Consider the following 17,009-nt stretch of genomic DNA (forward strand, 5'->3'; position numbering starts at 1 on the left):
CTGTGCGTGCGGGTGCGGCTGTACGGGCCCGTGCGACCCGGCTTCCGGTCCCGCGCGTCATGGATGGCTGGGGACCGTCGTCAGCAGCGGTTTCGGCGACGTCTTCCCGGTGGGCGCGCCCAGGGCGGTCAGTGTGAACACCAGGGCGAGCGCGGCGGCGAGACCGATCCCCGCCGCGATGAGGGCGCGCATACGGGCCTCCCCGCGACCTTAGCTGATACATCGTCAGGTCCGGCACCGTAGCAACGGTCGCGCGAGATGAGAACAGGTCGTACCTATGAGGGCGGCGCCCCACCAACACGGTGGGGCGCCGCCCTCATAGGTACGACCTGAGCCTATGCGCTGGGACTGGCCGACGGGGTGGAGGTTGCCGCCGCTACGTCCAGTTCGACCGTCACGGTGGCCCCGCCCGCGGTGGTGATGCGAAGCAGGAAGGTGCCGGCCGTGTCGTCGGCGTAGAGCTTCGGGAGCTTCAGCAGACCGTCCGCGTCGGTCGTCAGGCCCGTGAGGGTGCGCACGGTCTTGCCGTCCGCGTCCTTGAAGTAGGGGCCCTTGTCGTTCTCGGTCGGGTCGTCGGCCGACTTGACGAGCGTCGCGGTGGCCGCGACACCGTCCGCGACGGCCCCCTTGTACGTGGCCTTCACCTCGACCTGGTCCGCGAACTCGCCACCGGGGGTACAGGTGAGGGGGGTGTCACCGGTGCGGGCAACGGCGTCCGCCTGGCGTTCGGTGACGGTCACCGGGAAGTCGACACCGGTGGCCGTGCGGCCCGCGACGACGGCGCCGACCTTGAAGTCGCCCGTCCTCGCGCCCGCCACGAGGGCGGGCGCGGTTGCCTTGCCCGCGCTGTCGGTGACGACGGCCGCCACGCGCTCGCCGCCCGCGAAGGTGGAGTCCGTGTCACCGCTGATCGTGAAGCGCACCCGGACCTTCGGCACGGCCTTGCCCGCCTTGGTCACGGCCTTCACCACGATCCTCTGCCCGAACGTGTCGCCCGCCATGGCGGAGAGCGTCCCGGTCCCGCCGTCCGCCAGGTGGTCGACGGTGTCGGTCGGGGTCGGCGACGTCGACGGGGGCTTCGGCTTGCCCGGAAGGGACGGACTAGGGCCGGTGGAGCTCCCCTTGCCCGGCTTGCCGGGGGCGTCGTCGGTCTTCCTCGGCTTCGGGTGAGTACCGGGCTTGCCGTCGCTGCGGTGCGAGGGCAGTGTGCCGGTGCCGTCCGGGATCGAGTGGGTGCCCTTGAGGTAGTACTCGTACCAGGACAGAACGGTGTCGAGGTAGTCCTGCGAGTTGTTGTAGCCGAGTATCGCCGCGTTCATGTCGGACTGGACCCCGAGGTCGCGGTCGAAGCGGCAGAGGTAGTGCGCGGCGGCGAGGGCGGCGTCGTAGACGTTGTTCGGGTCCTCGACTCCGTCGCCGTTGCCGTCGCGGCCCGCCCACGCCCATGTCGAGGGGATGAACTGCATGGGTCCGACCGCGCGGTCGTAGCGGCTGTCACCGTCGTAGACACCGTTGTCGGTGTCCGTGATGTGCGCGAAGCCGTTGCCGTCGAGGACGGGGCCGAGGATCTTCGAGTACGTCGTCCCGTCGGCGTCGACCCGGCCGCCACGGGCCTGGCCGGATTCCACCTTGCCGATGGCGGCGAGGAGTTGCCAGGGCAGATTGCAACCCGGCTTCGACTCGCGGACTTCGGCGGCCGCCTGCTTGTAGGCGTCGAGGACGGTGGCGGGTATGCCCGTCTCCGAGACCCCGGTGACGCCGGTGGCCGCTCCGGCGCTCGGGCTGGGCGACGCGGTGGGGCTGTTGAGCGGCGGGAGGTCGGTGAAGTAGCCGCTGTTGCCCGTCGCCGAGCCGTCGCTGCTTCCGCCGTCGACGGCCTCGGACGTGGCCTGGGCCCCGTTGGGCTTCTTGCCCTGGTCCTCGGTGGCCACACCGGGAGCCTGGGACGCCGCCAGAGCCGCGACCGCGGCCGCGGCCACAGCGGTGGTTGCCGCCCCCTTGCGCAGCCGTCGGCCGAAATGCGCCGCCATTGAGTGAACCCCTCCCGTCGACGACCCCACGGACGTTCGATCGCGTTGTGTGCATTCGACCACGCGCCCGGCGCGGTGACCATGTGACCCTACGACAACTTGAGTCGCCCGGACACCCGTTGGCGCCCGGTTTTCACCAGTTGGTCACGTCCGGTTCGGCGGGGCGTACGAGCAGGACGGAGCGCCCCACCCGTTTCATGCGTACCTCATACTGGACGTCCGTGATCACCGGGTGGTTGTACCCGGGCGACGACTGCCGCGGGGGGCCTCACGTGCCGTTCACTCTCAGTCATGCGGCGGCGGTGCTGCCCGCCGTGCGGGCCGACGGGTCGGGCCGCGGACGGCTGGTGCCCGCGGCCCTCTTCGCGGGCTCGTTCGCGCCCGACTTGACCTATTACGCGGCGAGCGCGGTGTCCGGGGGGATGGAGTTCGGTGACGTCACCCACTCGTTCGCCGGGGTGTTCACGGTCGATGTACTCATCGCGTGGGTTCTGGTGGGGGCGTGGCTGGCCCTGCGGGAACCGCTGGTGGCGCTGCTGCCGCCGGCTCGGCAGGGGCGAATCGCGGCGCTGGTGCGCTGCGGCACACCGCGGCGAGGGCTCTCGTTTCCCGTGGCCCTGTGGTGGTACGTCTCCGCCGTGCTGGGCGCGCTGACGCATGTCGTGTGGGACGCGTTCACCCATCACGACCGCTGGGGGGTGCAGTTGTTCCCCGTGCTGGGGCGGCAGATCGCGGATGCCCCGTTGTACTGGTACCTGCAGTACGGGAGTTCGGCGGTCGCGGCGGTGGTGATCGCGGTCTTCGTGGCGGTCGCGCTGCGTCGGGTGACGGCCGACCCCTCCGCGCTGTCGCGGGTGCCGGCGCTGTCCTGGGCCGACCGGTGGCTCGCGGGAGCGGTCATCGGTGGGTGTGCGGCGGCCGGGGCCGCACAGCGGGCCTCACGGTGGTGGGCCTACTGGGGTGCGACGGCGAAGCCGTGGGAGTTGATCCCGGCGGTCTGCTTCGGCGCGGGCGCGGGTCTCGTCGTCGGGCTGGCGCTCTACACGGTGATGGTCAGGGCGCGTCGTCGTCCGGGCCCTGCCGACCGGGCAGCGGCTCGTAGGGAGCAGGCCCGCCCGGTGTCCCGCTGACCGGCTCGCCGGGTCCGGGGGCGACACGGGAGCGGCGGGCGGCGGCGAGTGCCCGCAGCAGGTCCCGGACCACGGCGAGGACGGCACGCAGGCGCGAGCCGGCCGCGTACTGCTCGGGCGGCCCGGGGCGGCCGGCCGCGTGGTCGCAGGCCGGGCCGGTATCACCCGGCGGTCCCACGAGGGCACCGGGACAGGAGGCGATCGCCGTGCGGACGGTCCGGATGCCCTCCGACACCCTGGTGGTGAACGCGGCGGCGCGCTCGGCGAGGCCAGGTCGGGGCAGACGTGCGGTACTCGCGCCGGGCGCACGGGCGGCGGTCGGGTGCAGGAGAGCGGCGCATACGAATGCCCCTCGGATCGCCGCCCGGCGGGGAAGCGGACGTATACCCATGGGGCATCCTTACGCCCGCGCGGGCGCGGGCGCCGCTTGGCGGGGGCCACGGGAGTGAGGGGCCGGACGGGGCTCCCCGGCGCGTCCACCGGCCCAGATGCGGCACACCCATCGCCCCGCCCCTGGACCGGCACGTACGCCGACCCTGACCGGCGCACCGCCGGATCACCTCCGGGGTCGTCCACCGCCGCGGCGGCCGGCGGGCCCCGGCGGCCGGCCGAAACACGGCCCCGGCCGGCTGTTCCGTGCCGTCAGGGGCCGCCGGGCCCCGGCCGGGTCCCAGTGCTGGCCGCTCGCGGGGCCCGGTCGGTGGCTAGTGCGCCGCCGACTCCCAGTCCTCACCGGATCCCACGGACACATCGAGGGGCGCCCTGAGATGGACCGCGTCCGCCATCTCACGGCGGACGACCTCCTCCACCCGGGCGCGCTCGCCCGGAGCGATCTCCAGCACGATTTCGTCGTGCACCTGGAGGAGCATGCGGGACTTGAGGCCGGCGTCCTGCAGCGCGCTGTCCACCTTCAGCATGGCGATCTTGACGATGTCCGCGGCCGTGCCCTGGATCGGGGCGTTCAGAGCCATCCGCTCCGCCGTCTCCCGGCGCTGGCGGTTGTCGCTGTTCAGGTCGGGCAGGTAGCGGCGGCGCCCGAAGAGGGTCTCCGTGTACCCGGTGGCCCTCGCCTCGTCGACGACACGGCGCAGATAGTCCCGTACCCCGCCGAACCGCTCGAAGTACGTGTCCATCAGGCCACGGGCCTCCGCCGCCTCGATGTTCAGCTGCTGGGACAGGCCGAACGCCGACAGGCCGTACGCCAGGCCGTAGGACATCGCCTTGATCTTGCGCCGCATCTCCGCGTCCACCCCGTCGCGGCCCACGCCGAACACCTGGGAGGCGACCGTGGTGTGCAGGTCCTCGCCGGAGGTGAACGCCTGGATCAGGCCCTCGTCCTCGGACAGGTGCGCCATCACCCGCAGCTCGATCTGGCTGTAGTCCGCCGTCATCAGCGACTCGAAGCCCTCGCCGACGACGAAGCCGCGGCGGATCGCCCGGCCCTCGTCCGTGCGCACGGGGATGTTCTGCAGGTTCGGGTCCGTCGACGACAGCCGGCCGGTCGCCGCGACCGTCTGGTTGAACGTGGTGTGGATCCGGCCGTCCGCCGCGATCGTCTTGATCAGGCCCTCGACCGTGACGCGCAGCTTGGCCTGCTCACGGTGACGCAGCATGATCACCGGCAGTTCGTTGTCCGTCTGGGCGGCGAGCCAGGCCAGGGCGTCCGCGTCCGTCGTGTAGCCCGTCTTGGTCTTCTTGGTCCTGGGCAGGGCCAGTTCACCGAAGAGGACCTCCTGGAGCTGCTTGGGCGAGCCCAGGTTGAACTCGTGCCCGGCCGCCGCGTGCGCCTCCTTCACCGCCTGCTGGACGGCGCCCCCGAACATCTGCTCCATGGCCTCCAGATGCGTGCGGTCCGCGGCGATGCCGTGCCGCTCCATGCGCGCCAGCAGCGCCGAGACGGGCAGCTCCATGTCGCGCAGCAGGTCCGCGGCACCGACCTCGCTCAGCTTCTCCTCGAAGGCCCGGCCGAGGTCGAGGACCGCGCGGGCCTGGATCATCAGCGCCTCGGCCTCGGCGCCGTCGTCCGTGCCGAAGGCGAGCTGCCCGTCGGCCGTCGCGGCCGGCTCCAGCTCGCGACCCAGATACTCCAGCGACAGCGCGTCCAGCGCGAAGGAGCGACGGCCCGGCTTGACGAGGTACGCGGCGAGCGCCGTGTCCATGGCCACGCCCCGCAGGGTCCAGCCGTGCTCGGGGAAGACCCGCATCGCGCCCTTGGCGCTGTGCAGCACCTTGGGGCCGGCCGGGTCGGCGAGCCAGGCGGCGAACGCCTTCTCGTCCTCCTCGTCCAGTTGCGCCGGGTCGAACCAGGCCGCCGCCCCGTCGGCCGCGGCCAGCGCGATCTCCGCGACCGCACCGGTGCCGAGGGCCCACGAGTCGACCGTGGCCACACCGAGCGGCTGCCCGGCGTGCCGCTCGAGCCACGGCTTCAGCTCGCCCGCGCCCAGGACCGAGCCGTCCAGTTCGACACCGCCGGCCGCGACGGGGGTCGCCTCGGCCTCCTCGGCGCCGGGGTCGACGGCGAAGAGCCGCTCGCGCAGCGAGGGGTTCCTGATCTCCAGGGTGTCGAGGACCATCGCGACGGCCTTGCGGTCGTACGGCGCGCGCTCCAGGTCGGTGACCGCCTTCTCCAGCGCCACGCCCCGCTCCAGCTCGGTGAGGCGGCGGTTGAGCTTCACCGACTCCAGGTGGTCGCGCAGGTTCTGCCCGGCCTTGCCCTTGACCTCCTCCACGCGCTCCACCAGTTCCGCGAACGAGCCGAACTGGTTGATCCACTTCGCGGCCGTCTTCTCGCCGACGCCCGGGATGCCCGGGAGGTTGTCCGACGGGTCGCCGCGCAGCGCCGCGAAGTCCGGGTACTGCGCGGGCGTCAGCCCGTACTTCTCGAAGACCTTCTCAGGAGTGAACCGGGTCAGCTCCGAGACGCCCTTCGTCGGGTACAGCACCGTGATGTCCTCGGTGACCAGCTGGAAGGAGTCGCGGTCGCCGGTGACGATCAGCACCTCGAAGCCCTCGGCCTCGGCCTGGGTGGCGAGCGTGGCGATCACGTCGTCCGCCTCGTACCCCTCGACGGCGAAGCGCGGGGCGTGCATCGTGTCCAGCAGTTCGCCGATCAGCTCGACCTGGCCCTTGAACTCGTCCGGGGTCTTCGAGCGGTTCGCCTTGTACTCCGTGAACTCCTCGGAGCGCCAGGTCTTGCGCGACACGTCGAACGCCACCGCGAAGTGCGTGGGCGCCTCGTCGCGCAGCGTGTTCGCCAGCATCGACGCGAAGCCGTAGATCGCGTTCGTCGGCTGGCCGGTCGCGGTCGTGAAGTTCTCCGCGGGCAGCGCGAAGAACGCGCGGTAGGCCAGTGAGTGCCCGTCCATGAGCATCAGCCGCGGTCGGCCGCCGCCGGAGGTCTTCTCGGTCTTCTTCGATGCTGTTTCTGCCACGCACCCGATCCTGCCACGCCCCGCTGACACTCGGACCCGCCCGCGGGCGCCTCCGGTCCGGCGAGCGCCGCGTCCCGGGTGCAGGCCGCCCCGTCGCGGTGCGGGAACCGGTCCCGGCCCGGCGCGGTCGTGCGCGGCCGAACGGCACCCCCGCCGGGCCGCTGCCGGTCGCAGCGGGCGGCCGCACCGGTCGCACGCCGGGACGGATCGGACGGTGCCTGCGGAGACGACGCAGCGGCACGCGGTCACGCGGCCGCACAACGTCACGAACACCGCGAAATCGCACCCCATGACCCGCCGCGCGCGGGCCCGCCCTCCGCACGACCGGGCTGCGCTCCCCGTCACCGCAGCGTGCGAGGATCGGAGGCGTACCTCACACGTGCATGCGAAGGGGAGGGCCGAGATGGCCAGCAAGCCGCCCAAGGGTGACCCGGTCCAGGACGCGCCGCAGGTCGCCGGACCGCAGCACGCCGCGGCGGGGCTGCCCGCGATCGGACACACCCTGCGTGTGGCGCAGCAGCAGATGGGTGTGCGCCGCACGGCACTCACCCTGCTGCGCGTCAACCAGAAGGACGGCTTCGACTGCCCCGGCTGCGCCTGGCCCGAGCCCGACCACCGGCACACCGCGGAGTTCTGCGAGAACGGCGCGAAGGCGGTCGCCGAGGAGGCCACCCTGCGCCGGGTCACCCCGGACTTCTTCGCCGCGCACCCGGTCGCCGACCTCGCCTCGCGCAGCGGCTACTGGCTGGGCCAGCAGGGGCGCCTGACGCATCCCATGTACCTGCCCGAAGGCGCGGACCACTACGAACCGGTCTCCTGGGAGCGCGCCTTCGACATCGTCGCCGAGGAGATCAAGTCGCTCTCGTCGCCCGACGAGGCCGTCTTCTACACCTCGGGCCGCACCAGCAACGAGGCGGCGTTCCTCTACCAGCTCTTCGCCCGCGAGCTGGGCACGAACAACCTGCCCGACTGCTCGAACATGTGCCACGAGTCCTCCGGTTCCGCGCTCTCCGAGACGATCGGCATCGGTAAGGGCAGCGTGCTGCTCGAGGACCTCTACAAGGCGGATCTGATCATCGTCGCCGGGCAGAATCCCGGCACCAACCACCCGCGCATGCTCTCGGCGCTGGAGAAGGCGAAGGCGGGCGGCGCGAGGATCATCAGCGTCAACCCGCTGCCCGAGGCGGGCCTGGAGCGCTTCAAGAACCCGCAGACCCCTCAGGGCATGCTCAAGGGCGCGGCGCTGACCGACCTGTTCCTGCAGATCCGCATCGGTGGCGACCAGGCGCTGTTCCGCCTGCTCAACAAGCTGATCCTCCAGACCGACGGAGCGGTCGACGAGGAGTTCGTCAGCGAACACACCCATGGCTTCGAGAAGTTCGCCGAGGCCGCCCGCGAAGCCGACTGGGACGACACGCTCACGGCGACCGGTCTCACCCGTGAGGAGATCGAGAAGGCCCTCGGGATGGTCCTCGCCTCCGAGCGCACCATCGTCTGCTGGGCCATGGGCCTCACCCAGCACAAGCACTCGGTCCCCACCATCCGGGAGATCGTCAACTTCCTGCTGCTGCGCGGCAACATCGGACGCCCGGGCGCGGGCGTGTGCCCGGTGCGCGGTCACTCGAACGTGCAAGGCGACCGGACCATGGGCATCTTCGAGCGCCCGGCGCCCGCCTTCCTGGACGCGCTGGAGAAGGAGTTCGGCTTCGCGCCGCCGCGTGAGCACGGCTACGACGTCGTCCGGGCCATCCGTGCCCTGCGCGACGGCGAGGCGAAGGTGTTCTTCGCGATGGGCGGCAACTTCGTGTCCGCCTCCCCCGACACCGATGTGACCGAAGCGGCCATGCGCCGTGCCCGGCTCACCGTGCATGTGTCGACCAAGCTGAACCGCTCGCACACCGTCACCGGTGCGCGCGCCCTGATCCTGCCCACCCTCGGCCGCACCGAGCTCGATCTTCAGGGCAGCGGCGAGCAGTTCGTGACCGTCGAGGACTCCATGGGCATGGTGCACGCCTCCCGGGGCCGTCTGGAGCCCGCGAGCGGCCATCTGCTGTCCGAGCCGGCCATCGTGTGCCGCCTGGCCCGCCGGGTGCTGGGTGAGGACAGCACGGTCCCCTGGGAGGAGTTCGAGAAGGACTACGCGACCGTCCGCGACCGCATCGCACGCGTGATCCCCGGCTTCGAGGACTTCAACGCGCGCGTGGCCCACCCGGGCGGTTTCGCTCTCCCGCACGCACCGCGCGACGAGCGCCGCTTCCCCACCGCCACCGGCAAGGCCAACTTCACCGCCGCCCCGGTGGAGTTCCCCGAGCTGCCCGAGGGCCGGCTCCTGCTGCAGACCCTGCGCTCGCACGACCAGTACAACACCACCATCTACGGCCTCGACGACCGCTACCGCGGTATCAGGAACGGCCGCCGTGTGGTCCTCGTCCATCCCGAGGACGCCCGCGCACTGGGCGTGGCGGACGGCTCGTACGTGGATCTGGTCGGCGAGTGGAAGGACGGCGTCGAGCGGCGCGCCCCCGGCTTCCGCGTGGTGCACTACCCCACCGCCCGGGGCTGCGCGGCCGCCTACTACCCGGAGACCAATGTCCTGGTCCCGCTGGACGCCACCGCGGACACGAGCAACACCCCCGCCAGCAAGTCCGTCGTCGTCCGCCTGGAACAATCGGCGACCGACTGAGCGTTTGCTCAGCCACAGCCGAGCGACCGACCCGACGAACGGAGCAGTACCCCATGGGCGAGCAGCACACCGTGAAGTTCCCGCAAGAGATCATCGACGAGTACGCCGCCCTCGGCGTCGACCTGCCCGCCCTCTTCTCCGCAGGCCACCTCGGCACCCGCATGGGCGTCCAGATCATCGAGGCCTCGCCGGAGCGGGTGGTCGGCACCATGCCGGTGGAGGGCAACACCCAGCCGTACGGACTGCTGCACGGCGGCGCCTCCGCCGTGCTCGCCGAGACCCTCGGTTCGGTGGGCTCCATGCTGCACGGCGGCAGCTCCAAGATCGCCGTCGGCGTCGACCTGAACTGCACGCACCACCGCGGAGTGCGCTCCGGCCTGGTCACCGGTGTCGCCTCCCCCGTCCACCGGGGGCGCTCGACCGCTACGTACGAGATCGTGATCAGCGACGAGGAGGGCAAGCGCGTGTGCACCGCCCGGCTGACCTGTCTGCTGCGCGATGTGAACCCGGGCGACGGGGCCCAGGTCCGCTCGGCGGGCTGATCCGCCGAGCCGGTGTCCGCAGCGCCGTTGATCCTGGGCCGGCCGCGTCCTAGCGTCATGACATGGCAACGGGAGGAGTTCCCCGGCCGGGGGTGACCGCGCTGGGGCTGGCGCTCGGACTCGCGCTCCTGGCGGGCGGATCGGTGACCGCCTGCGACAACTCGGGCTCCGGCGGCGGGAGAAGCCCGGGGCGGGCCGGCGTCTCGCCGTCGCCGCGGACCACGCCCGCCCAGGAGCTGTGCGCACGGGTCGTCGGGTACTGGTCGCGCAAGGTGCTGGACAGCGACACGTACGGCGACTACCAGACGATGGGGCTGTCCAACGGGCAGTACGAGATCCTGCGGTCCGTCGTGGACGCCGCGCGAGCCGTGAAACGGCGTCAGGGCGCCGAGGCCGCCGATCAGTTGATCGACCGCCGGGCGCACGAGGGCTGCGCCGACTGGTACCGCACCGGCGGTCCGAGCAACGGACCGTGGCAATGAGCGGCATCGGGCCGGTCGAGCCGGGTGAGGACACAAGCGCCTGGGACGCCCCCGAGCCGGCCAGCTCGCTGCTGCACGATCCGCCGCGCGGACGGCTCGCGCGGCTGTACGACCGGCACCGCCGCGTCGCCCTCACGGCCGCCGCGATCGCCGCCCTCCTCGCGGGCGGCGGCTACCTCTACGCCACACGACCGCGGCAACCCCCGCCCCCACCACCGCCGTACCCCTCCCAGGTGGTCGAGGTCGCCTATCTGAGCTCCGCGGCCACACCCCCGGGCGCCCCGCCCAGGAGCTTCAGCTTCGGTGTGGTGCTGCGCGTGGAGTCCGGGCCGCCCGTGACCGTGAGCCGGATAGCCCAGCCCTATGCCGGTCTTTCCGTCACCTCGCTGCCGCGCCCCCCTTTCCGCACAAAGGCGGGTTCGGCTCGCAAAGTTGTCATCACCATGCATGTGACCGAATGCGGAAAAGTGCCCGAAGAGGCCGGGCTGCCTTTCCTGGACGTAACTCTGCGTAATACGCGCGCAATGCAGGTGCAGAGTTTCATCCTGGGGCCGCGCTATGCGCAAGCGCTCTCGAGTGCCGTGCGTGTCGCCTGCGACGACGATTCCGGGTAATCACCAAAACCGCCGACACTCCTGAACTCAGCGGCGCACGTCCTGCGGGTTCTCACTATGCGGACCGGGCGAATCAGTCGGAATTCTGCTGTTCCACCCGTCCAGTACCGCTCTGCATTACCTCGTGTCATAACAAGAGCGTCACAGCCTTGGTCAGACCCTCCTCGCCGTTCCCCGCCCACGCTTAGAGTCACGGCCAGTCACCGCGCGGTCTGAATGTCACTTCGGCCCAGCGCTCGACTCGGCCACTTCCAGGGGGGAGGGCCGTGCCAGGGAAAGGACTGATCGTGCGTCAACGTTCGCTCATCGCCATCACCGCCGCGCTGGCGGCGGGAGCACTGACCCTCACCGCCTGCGGCTCGCGCGACAACGGCAAGAGCTCGGACTCCGGCAGCGGTGGTGGCACCACCGTCACCATCGGCGTCGACGCGCCACTGACCGGCGACCTGTCCGCGCTGGGCCTGGGCATCAAGAACTCCGTGGACCTGGCGGCCAAGACCGCCAACAAGCAGAACTACGTCAAGGGTGTCACCTTCAAGATCGAGGCCCTCGACGACCAGGCACAGCCCTCCTCGGGCCAGCAGAACGCCAGCAAGCTCGTCGCCGACAACGGCGTCCTCGGTGTCGTCGGCCCGCTGAACTCCTCCGTCGCCGAGTCCATGCAGAAGGTCTTCGACGACGCCAAGCTGGTCGAGGTCTCCCCGGCCAACACCAACCCGGCCCTCACCCAGGGCCCGGACTGGCAGAAGACGAAGGCCCGGACGTACAAGTCCTACTTCCGCACCGCGACCACGGACGCCATCCAGGGCCCGTTCGCCGCGCAGTACGTCTACAACGACTCCAAGAAGAAGAAGGTCTTCGTCATCGACGACAAGAAGACCTACGGCGCGGGCCTCGCCGCCACCTTCACCGAGGAGTTCAAGAAGCTCGGCGGCACGGTCGTCGGCACCGAGCACATCAACCCCGACACCAAGGACTTCTCCGCGGTCGCCACCAAGGTCAAGAACTCGGGCGCCGAAGTCGTCTACTACGGCGGCGAGTACCCGCAGGCCGGCCCGCTCAGCAAGCAGATCAAGGCCACCGGCGCCAAGGTCCCGGTCGTGGGCGGCGACGGCATCTTCGACCCGACGTTCATCAAGCTGGCCGGCGCCAACAGCACCGGCGACCTCGCCACCTCGGTCGGCGCCCCGGTCGAACAGCTCCCCTCCGCCAAGGAGTTCGTGGCGAACTACAAGGAGGCCGGCTACAAGGAGGAGTACGCCGCGTACGGCGGTTACTCCTACGACTCCGCCTGGGCGATCATCGAGGCCGTCAAGAAGGTCGTCGAGGACAACGGCGGCAAGCTCCCCTCCGACGCCCGCGCGAAGGTCACCGCCGCCATGCAGAACGTCTCCTTCGACGGTGTGACCGGCAAGGTCTCCTTCGACGAGTTCGGTGACGCGACCAACAAGCAGCTCACCGTGTACGCCGTCGAGAACGGTGCCTGGAAGCCGGTGAAGTCGGGTACCTACACCGGCTGATCCACACCCGCACCGCTCACGAGCCGCGCGGGGCGCTGTTCCACAGGCGCCCCGCGCGGACTCGCATCCGGCCACATCCGTCGAACATCCGAAAGTCTCGGAGGACATGCGGTGAACGAACTGCCGCAGCAGCTGGTCAACGGCCTGCTACTAGGAGCCATGTACGGGCTGGTCGCCATCGGCTACACAATGGTCTATGGCATCGTCCAGCTCATCAACTTCGCGCATGGCGAGATCTTCATGACCGGCGCCTTCGGCGCCCTCACGGTCTACGCGTACGTACTGCCCGATGGCACTTCCATGTGGGTCGCCCTGCCACTGATGCTCATCGGGGCCGTCCTGGTCGCCGTCGTCGTCGCGGTGGGAGCGGAACGATTCGCCTACCGCCCCCTGCGCAACGCGCCACGACTTGCCCCGCTCATCACGGCCATCGGTCTCTCCCTCGCCCTGCAGCAGGCGGTCTGGGCCTGGTACCCCGAAGCCAAGTCCGCCCGGACCTTCCCGCAGATCGACGGAGGCCCCTTCCACCTCGGCAACGTCACCATCCAGACGGGTGACATCTTCCTCCTTGCCGCGGCCCCCATCAGCATGGCCGTCCTCGCCTACTTCGTCATGAAGACACGCACCGGACGCGGCATGCAGGCCACCGCCCAGGACCCGGACACCGCCAAGCTCATGGGCGTCAACACCGACCGCATCATCGTGATCGCCTTCGCCCTCGGCGCCGTCTTCGCCGCCGTCGGCGGCGTCGCCTACGGCCTCAAGTACGGCCAGGTCGACTTCCGCATGGGCTTCATCCTCGGCCTCAAGGCGTTCACCGCGGCCGTCCTCGGCGGCATCGGCAACATCTACGGGGCCATGATCGGCGGCGTCGTCCTCGGCATCGCCGAAACCCTGGCGACCGCGTACATCGCCGACCTCCCGGGCATGGAGAAGTTCGGCAGCCAGTCCTGGGCAGACGTCTGGGCGTTCGTACTCCTCATTCTCGTGCTCCTGCTCAGGCCACAAGGTCTGCTCGGTGAGCGCGTCGCGGACAGGGCGTGACACCGATGACCACACAGACCACCGCTCCCGACACCCCGAGCGCCCCTGCCCCCGGCGCCCCGTCCGGCCTCGTCGCCATCCCGCCCCACATCGGCCGCGCCCTCGCCACCGCGGGCGGCGCGCTCACCATCGTCTCGACGTTCCTCGCCTGGACGTGGACCACCGACTTCCCCGGCGACCTCACCGTCTACGGCTACCCCGGCGGCCTGCAGGTCCTCGTACTCATCGGCGGCGTCCTCACCACCCTGTTCGGCCTCGCCTCCTACGGCGTCAGGGGGTTGCGCTGGCTCGCCCCCGCCGGCGCCGACGGGGCCCTCAAGTTCGCCGCCCTCACCACCTTCGCCACCGCCTGGTACACGGTCCTGTCCATCAGCATCGAACTCGGCGGACTCGTCAACCTCGAGCCCGGCGGCTACATCGTGGCGGTCACCAGCCTCGCGGCGTTCCTCGGCGCCCTCGCGCTGCCCTTCGAGCGGCCCGAACCCGACCCCATCGACCCCGACGACACCTCCTGGGAGCACTTCAAGCACCAGGCGTCCCACCGGTGGACGACGGTCAGAGCCGCCTTCGCCTCCGGCTCCCCCCGCCCCGTGGCCAAACTGCCCGCCTACGTCGAGATACTGATCATCGTCGCGATCCTGGCCCTGGGCCTGGCCGTCTTCACCTACGGCATCGGCACCGAGTACGACGAACTCTTCGTCGGCTTCCTCATCACCGCGGGCTTCGGCTTCGCCGCCCTCGCCAAGGCGGGCCTGATCAGCCAGGCCTCCGAACTCACCTCCCGGCACCAGAACATCACCATCTGCGGCGCGTTCGTCGCGGCGGCGCTGTTCCCCTTCACCCAGACCAGCGACCAGTACGCGACCCTCGGCGTCTACATCCTCATCTTCGCCACCGTCGCCCTCGGCCTGAACATCGTCGTCGGCCTCGCCGGCCTCCTCGACCTCGGTTACGTCGCCTTCCTCGGCGTCGGCGCCTACGCCGCGGCCCTGGTCTCCGGATCCCCCAACTCGCCCTTCGGCGTGCACTTCCCCTTCTGGGCCGCCGTCCTCATCGGCGCCGCCGCCTCGCTCGTCTTCGGCGTCCTCATCGGCGCCCCCACCCTCCGTCTGCGCGGTGACTACCTCGCCATCGTCACGCTCGGCTTCGGTGAGATCTTCCGCATCACGGCGAACAACCTCGACGGCACCTCAGGACCCGATCTCACCAACGGCTCCAACGGCATCGCGTCGATCCCGAACCTCGACATCCTCGGCCTGGACTTCGGCGCCCAGCACGACGTCGGCGGCTTCACCATCGGACGCTTCGCCAACTACTTCTTCCTGATGCTGATCATCACCGCCGTCGTCGTGCTCGTCTTCCGGCGCAGCGGCAACTCGCGCATCGGACGCGCCTGGGTGGCCATCCGCGAGGACGAGACCGCCGCCCTCGCCATGGGCATCAACGGCTTCCGGGTCAAGCTCATCGCCTTCGCCGTCGGCGCCTCGCTCGCCGGCCTCGCCGGCACCGTCCAGGCCCATGTGACCTACACCGTGACGCCCGAGCAGTACCTCTTCGCCGGCGCCATCCCGCCCAACTCGGCCTTCCTGCTCGCCGCGGTCGTCCTCGGCGGCATGGGCACCATCAGCGGCCCGCTCATCGGCGCCGCACTGCTCTTCCTCATCCCGAACAAGCTCCAGTTCCTCGGCGACTACCAGCTCTTCGCCTTCGGTGTCGCCCTCATCCTGCTGATGCGCTTCAGGCCGGAGGGCCTCATCCCGAACCGGCGCCGCCAACTGGAATTCCACGAAGAGGCGGAAGCGCCCACAGTCCTCGGCAAGACAGGGGCCTGACCACCATGACCACCGACACCACCACCAAGGACGCCACGCCGGACGCCACCGCACCCGGCCAGGTCGTACTGGACGCACGCGGCGTCACCATGCGCTTCGGCGGCCTCACCGCCGTACGCAACGTCGACCTCACCGTCAACAGCGGCGAGATCGTCGGACTCATCGGCCCCAACGGCGCCGGCAAGACGACCTTCTTCAACTGCCTCACCGGCCTCTACGTCCCCACCGAGGGCGAAGTCCGCTACAAGGGCAACGTCCTGCCGCCCAAGTCCTTCAAGGTCACCGCCGCCGGCATCGCCCGCACCTTCCAGAACATCCGTCTCTTCTCCAACATGACGGTCCTGGAGAACGTGCTGGTCGGACGCCACACCCGCACCAAGGAAGGCTTCTGGTCCGCCGTCCTGCGCGGCCCCGGCTTCCACCGCGCCGAAGCGGCCTCCCGCGAACGGGCCATGGAACTCCTCGAGTTCGTCGGACTCGCCGCCAAGGCCGAACACCTCGCCCGCAACCTGCCCTACGGCGAACAGCGCAAGCTCGAGATCGCCCGCGCCCTCGCCAGCGAACCCGGACTCCTGCTCCTCGACGAGCCCACCGCCGGCATGAACCCGCAGGAGACCCGGACCACCGAGGAACTGGTCTTCGCGATCCGCGACAAGGGCATCGCCGTCCTCGTCATCGAGCACGACATGCGCTTCATCTTCAACCTCTGCGACCGCGTCGCCGTCCTCGTCCAGGGCGAGAAGCTCGTCGAGGGCGACAGCGCGACCGTCCAGGGCGACGAACGCGTCATCGCCGCCTACCTCGGCGAACCCTTCGAGGACGCCCCCGGCGACGCGGAGGTCGCCGAGGTGGAGGCCGCCGAGGCGCAGGCCGAAGCCCAGACGGACGCCGCGCCGGGCAAGGAGAACGACCGATGACCGCACTGCTCGAAGTCGAGGACCTCCGGGTCGCCTACGGCAAGATCGAAGCCGTCAAGGGCATCTCCTTCAAGGTCGAGGCCGGCGAGGTCGTCACCCTCATCGGCACCAACGGCGCCGGCAAGACCACCACCCTGCGCACCCTCTCCGGCCTTCTCAGGCCGGTGGGCGGCCAGATCAAGTTCCAGGGCAGATCGCTCAAGAAGACCCCGGCCCACCAGGTCGTCTCCCTGGGACTCGCCCACTCCCCCGAGGGGCGGCACATCTTCCCCCGCATGACCATCGAGGACAACCTGCGCCTCGGCGCGTTCCTGCGCTCCGACAAGCAGGCCATCGACAAGGACATGCAGCGGGCCTACGACCTCTTCCCCATCCTCGGGGAACGCAGGAAGCAGGCGGCCGGCACCCTGTCCGGCGGTGAACAGCAGATGCTCGCGATGGGCCGGGCCCTGATGTCCCAGCCGAAACTGCTCATGCTCGACGAACCCTCCATGGGTCTCTCCCCGATCATGATGCAGAAGATCATGGCGACCATCGCCGAACTGAAGGCCCAGGGCACGACGATCCTCCTCGTCGAGCAGAACGCCCAGGCGGCGTTGTCGCTCGCCGACCACGGCCATGTGATGGAGGTCGGCAACATCGTCCTCTCCGGCACCGGCCAGGACCTGCTGCACGACGAATCCGTGCGCAAGGCCTACCTCGGCGAGGACTGAGCCCTTCCCGGCACGTGTCTGAGGCCCGCGCCCCTCCTCGGGGCGCGGGCCTCACACACGAATACCGGGAC

14 protein-coding genes are annotated in these 17,009 nt (G+C 70.4%); 10 read left to right on the plus strand and 4 right to left on the minus strand.

Translation table 11 applies throughout. The features are described from left to right. Positions 1-57: 57 nt before the first annotated feature. Complete coding sequence (locus tag ADL25_RS48680) at positions 58-192, minus strand: SPW_0924 family protein (protein WP_107116844.1); 135 nt, start codon at positions 190-192, stop codon at positions 58-60. 143 nt (positions 193-335) lie between these two features. Then, positions 336-2,030 carry a lytic transglycosylase domain-containing protein gene (locus ADL25_RS41645; protein WP_059133147.1) on the minus strand — a complete coding sequence of 565 codons (1,695 nt, stop codon included), beginning with the start codon at positions 2,028-2,030 and terminating at the stop codon, positions 336-338. A gap of 272 nt (positions 2,031-2,302) precedes the next feature. Between ADL25_RS41645 and ADL25_RS41650 the strand changes: the two genes are divergently transcribed. Next, positions 2,303-3,160 (plus strand): DUF4184 family protein, encoded by an 858-nt coding sequence (locus ADL25_RS41650; RefSeq protein WP_059133148.1) that lies wholly within the window; start codon positions 2,303-2,305, stop codon positions 3,158-3,160. Here ADL25_RS41650 and ADL25_RS41655 read toward each other — a convergent pair. Together ADL25_RS41655 and polA are read right to left on the minus strand one after the other, a co-directional pair. Beyond that, a complete protein-coding gene (locus tag ADL25_RS41655) occupies positions 3,084-3,551 on the minus strand; it encodes a hypothetical protein (RefSeq protein WP_059133149.1) in 468 nt (155 codons plus the stop codon). The two genes, ADL25_RS41650 and ADL25_RS41655, sit on opposite strands and share 77 nt — an antisense overlap. Positions 3,552-3,864: 313 nt before the next feature. Then, positions 3,865-6,591, minus strand: a complete 2,727-nt coding sequence (gene polA, locus ADL25_RS41660; RefSeq protein WP_059133150.1) for a DNA polymerase I — start codon at positions 6,589-6,591, stop codon at positions 3,865-3,867. Positions 6,592-6,994: 403 nt separating this feature from the next. On the opposite strand from polA, the gene ADL25_RS41665 reads away from it, so the two are divergent. From ADL25_RS41665 to ADL25_RS41705, 9 genes are all read left to right on the plus strand, one after another. Beyond that, positions 6,995-9,274, plus strand: a complete 2,280-nt coding sequence (locus ADL25_RS41665) for an FdhF/YdeP family oxidoreductase (RefSeq protein ID WP_059133151.1) — start codon at positions 6,995-6,997, stop codon at positions 9,272-9,274. A 53-nt stretch (positions 9,275-9,327) separates the two neighbouring features. Next, the gene (locus tag ADL25_RS41670) at positions 9,328-9,816 is read left to right on the plus strand and encodes a hotdog fold thioesterase (protein ID WP_059133152.1); all 489 of its coding nucleotides are present in this window, start codon (positions 9,328-9,330) and stop codon (positions 9,814-9,816) included. Positions 9,817-9,878: 62 nt separating this feature from the next. Beyond that, on the plus strand, positions 9,879-10,298 hold the full coding sequence (locus ADL25_RS41675; protein ID WP_234381270.1) for a hypothetical protein: 420 nt from the start codon (positions 9,879-9,881) through the stop codon (positions 10,296-10,298). Further along, the gene (locus ADL25_RS41680; RefSeq protein ID WP_059133153.1) at positions 10,295-10,912 is read left to right on the plus strand and encodes a hypothetical protein; all 618 of its coding nucleotides are present in this window, start codon (positions 10,295-10,297) and stop codon (positions 10,910-10,912) included. Before ADL25_RS41675 ends, ADL25_RS41680 begins: the two co-directional genes overlap by 4 nt. A 287-nt stretch (positions 10,913-11,199) precedes the next feature. Further along, positions 11,200-12,432 carry a branched-chain amino acid ABC transporter substrate-binding protein gene (locus ADL25_RS41685; protein ID WP_059133154.1) on the plus strand — a complete coding sequence of 411 codons (1,233 nt, stop codon included), beginning with the start codon at positions 11,200-11,202 and terminating at the stop codon, positions 12,430-12,432. Between the two features lie 111 nt (positions 12,433-12,543). Further along, a complete protein-coding gene (locus ADL25_RS41690) occupies positions 12,544-13,476 on the plus strand; it encodes a branched-chain amino acid ABC transporter permease (protein ID WP_059133155.1) in 933 nt (310 codons plus the stop codon). A 5-nt stretch (positions 13,477-13,481) separates the two neighbouring features. Continuing rightward, entirely contained in the window at positions 13,482-15,308 is a 1,827-nt protein-coding gene (locus tag ADL25_RS41695; RefSeq protein ID WP_059133289.1) for a branched-chain amino acid ABC transporter permease, read from the plus strand. Positions 15,309-15,313: 5 nt separating this feature from the next. Continuing rightward, complete coding sequence (locus ADL25_RS41700) at positions 15,314-16,225, plus strand: ABC transporter ATP-binding protein (RefSeq protein ID WP_059133156.1); 912 nt, start codon at positions 15,314-15,316, stop codon at positions 16,223-16,225. Then, positions 16,222-16,938 carry an ABC transporter ATP-binding protein gene (locus tag ADL25_RS41705; RefSeq protein WP_059133157.1) on the plus strand — a complete coding sequence of 239 codons (717 nt, stop codon included), beginning with the start codon at positions 16,222-16,224 and terminating at the stop codon, positions 16,936-16,938. Before ADL25_RS41700 ends, ADL25_RS41705 begins: the two co-directional genes overlap by 4 nt. The last annotated feature ends 71 nt before the right edge of the window (positions 16,939-17,009 follow it).

The organism is Streptomyces sp. NRRL F-5122, assembly GCF_001507435.1.
Classification (GTDB): domain Bacteria; phylum Actinomycetota; class Actinomycetes; order Streptomycetales; family Streptomycetaceae; genus Streptomyces; species Streptomyces lannensis.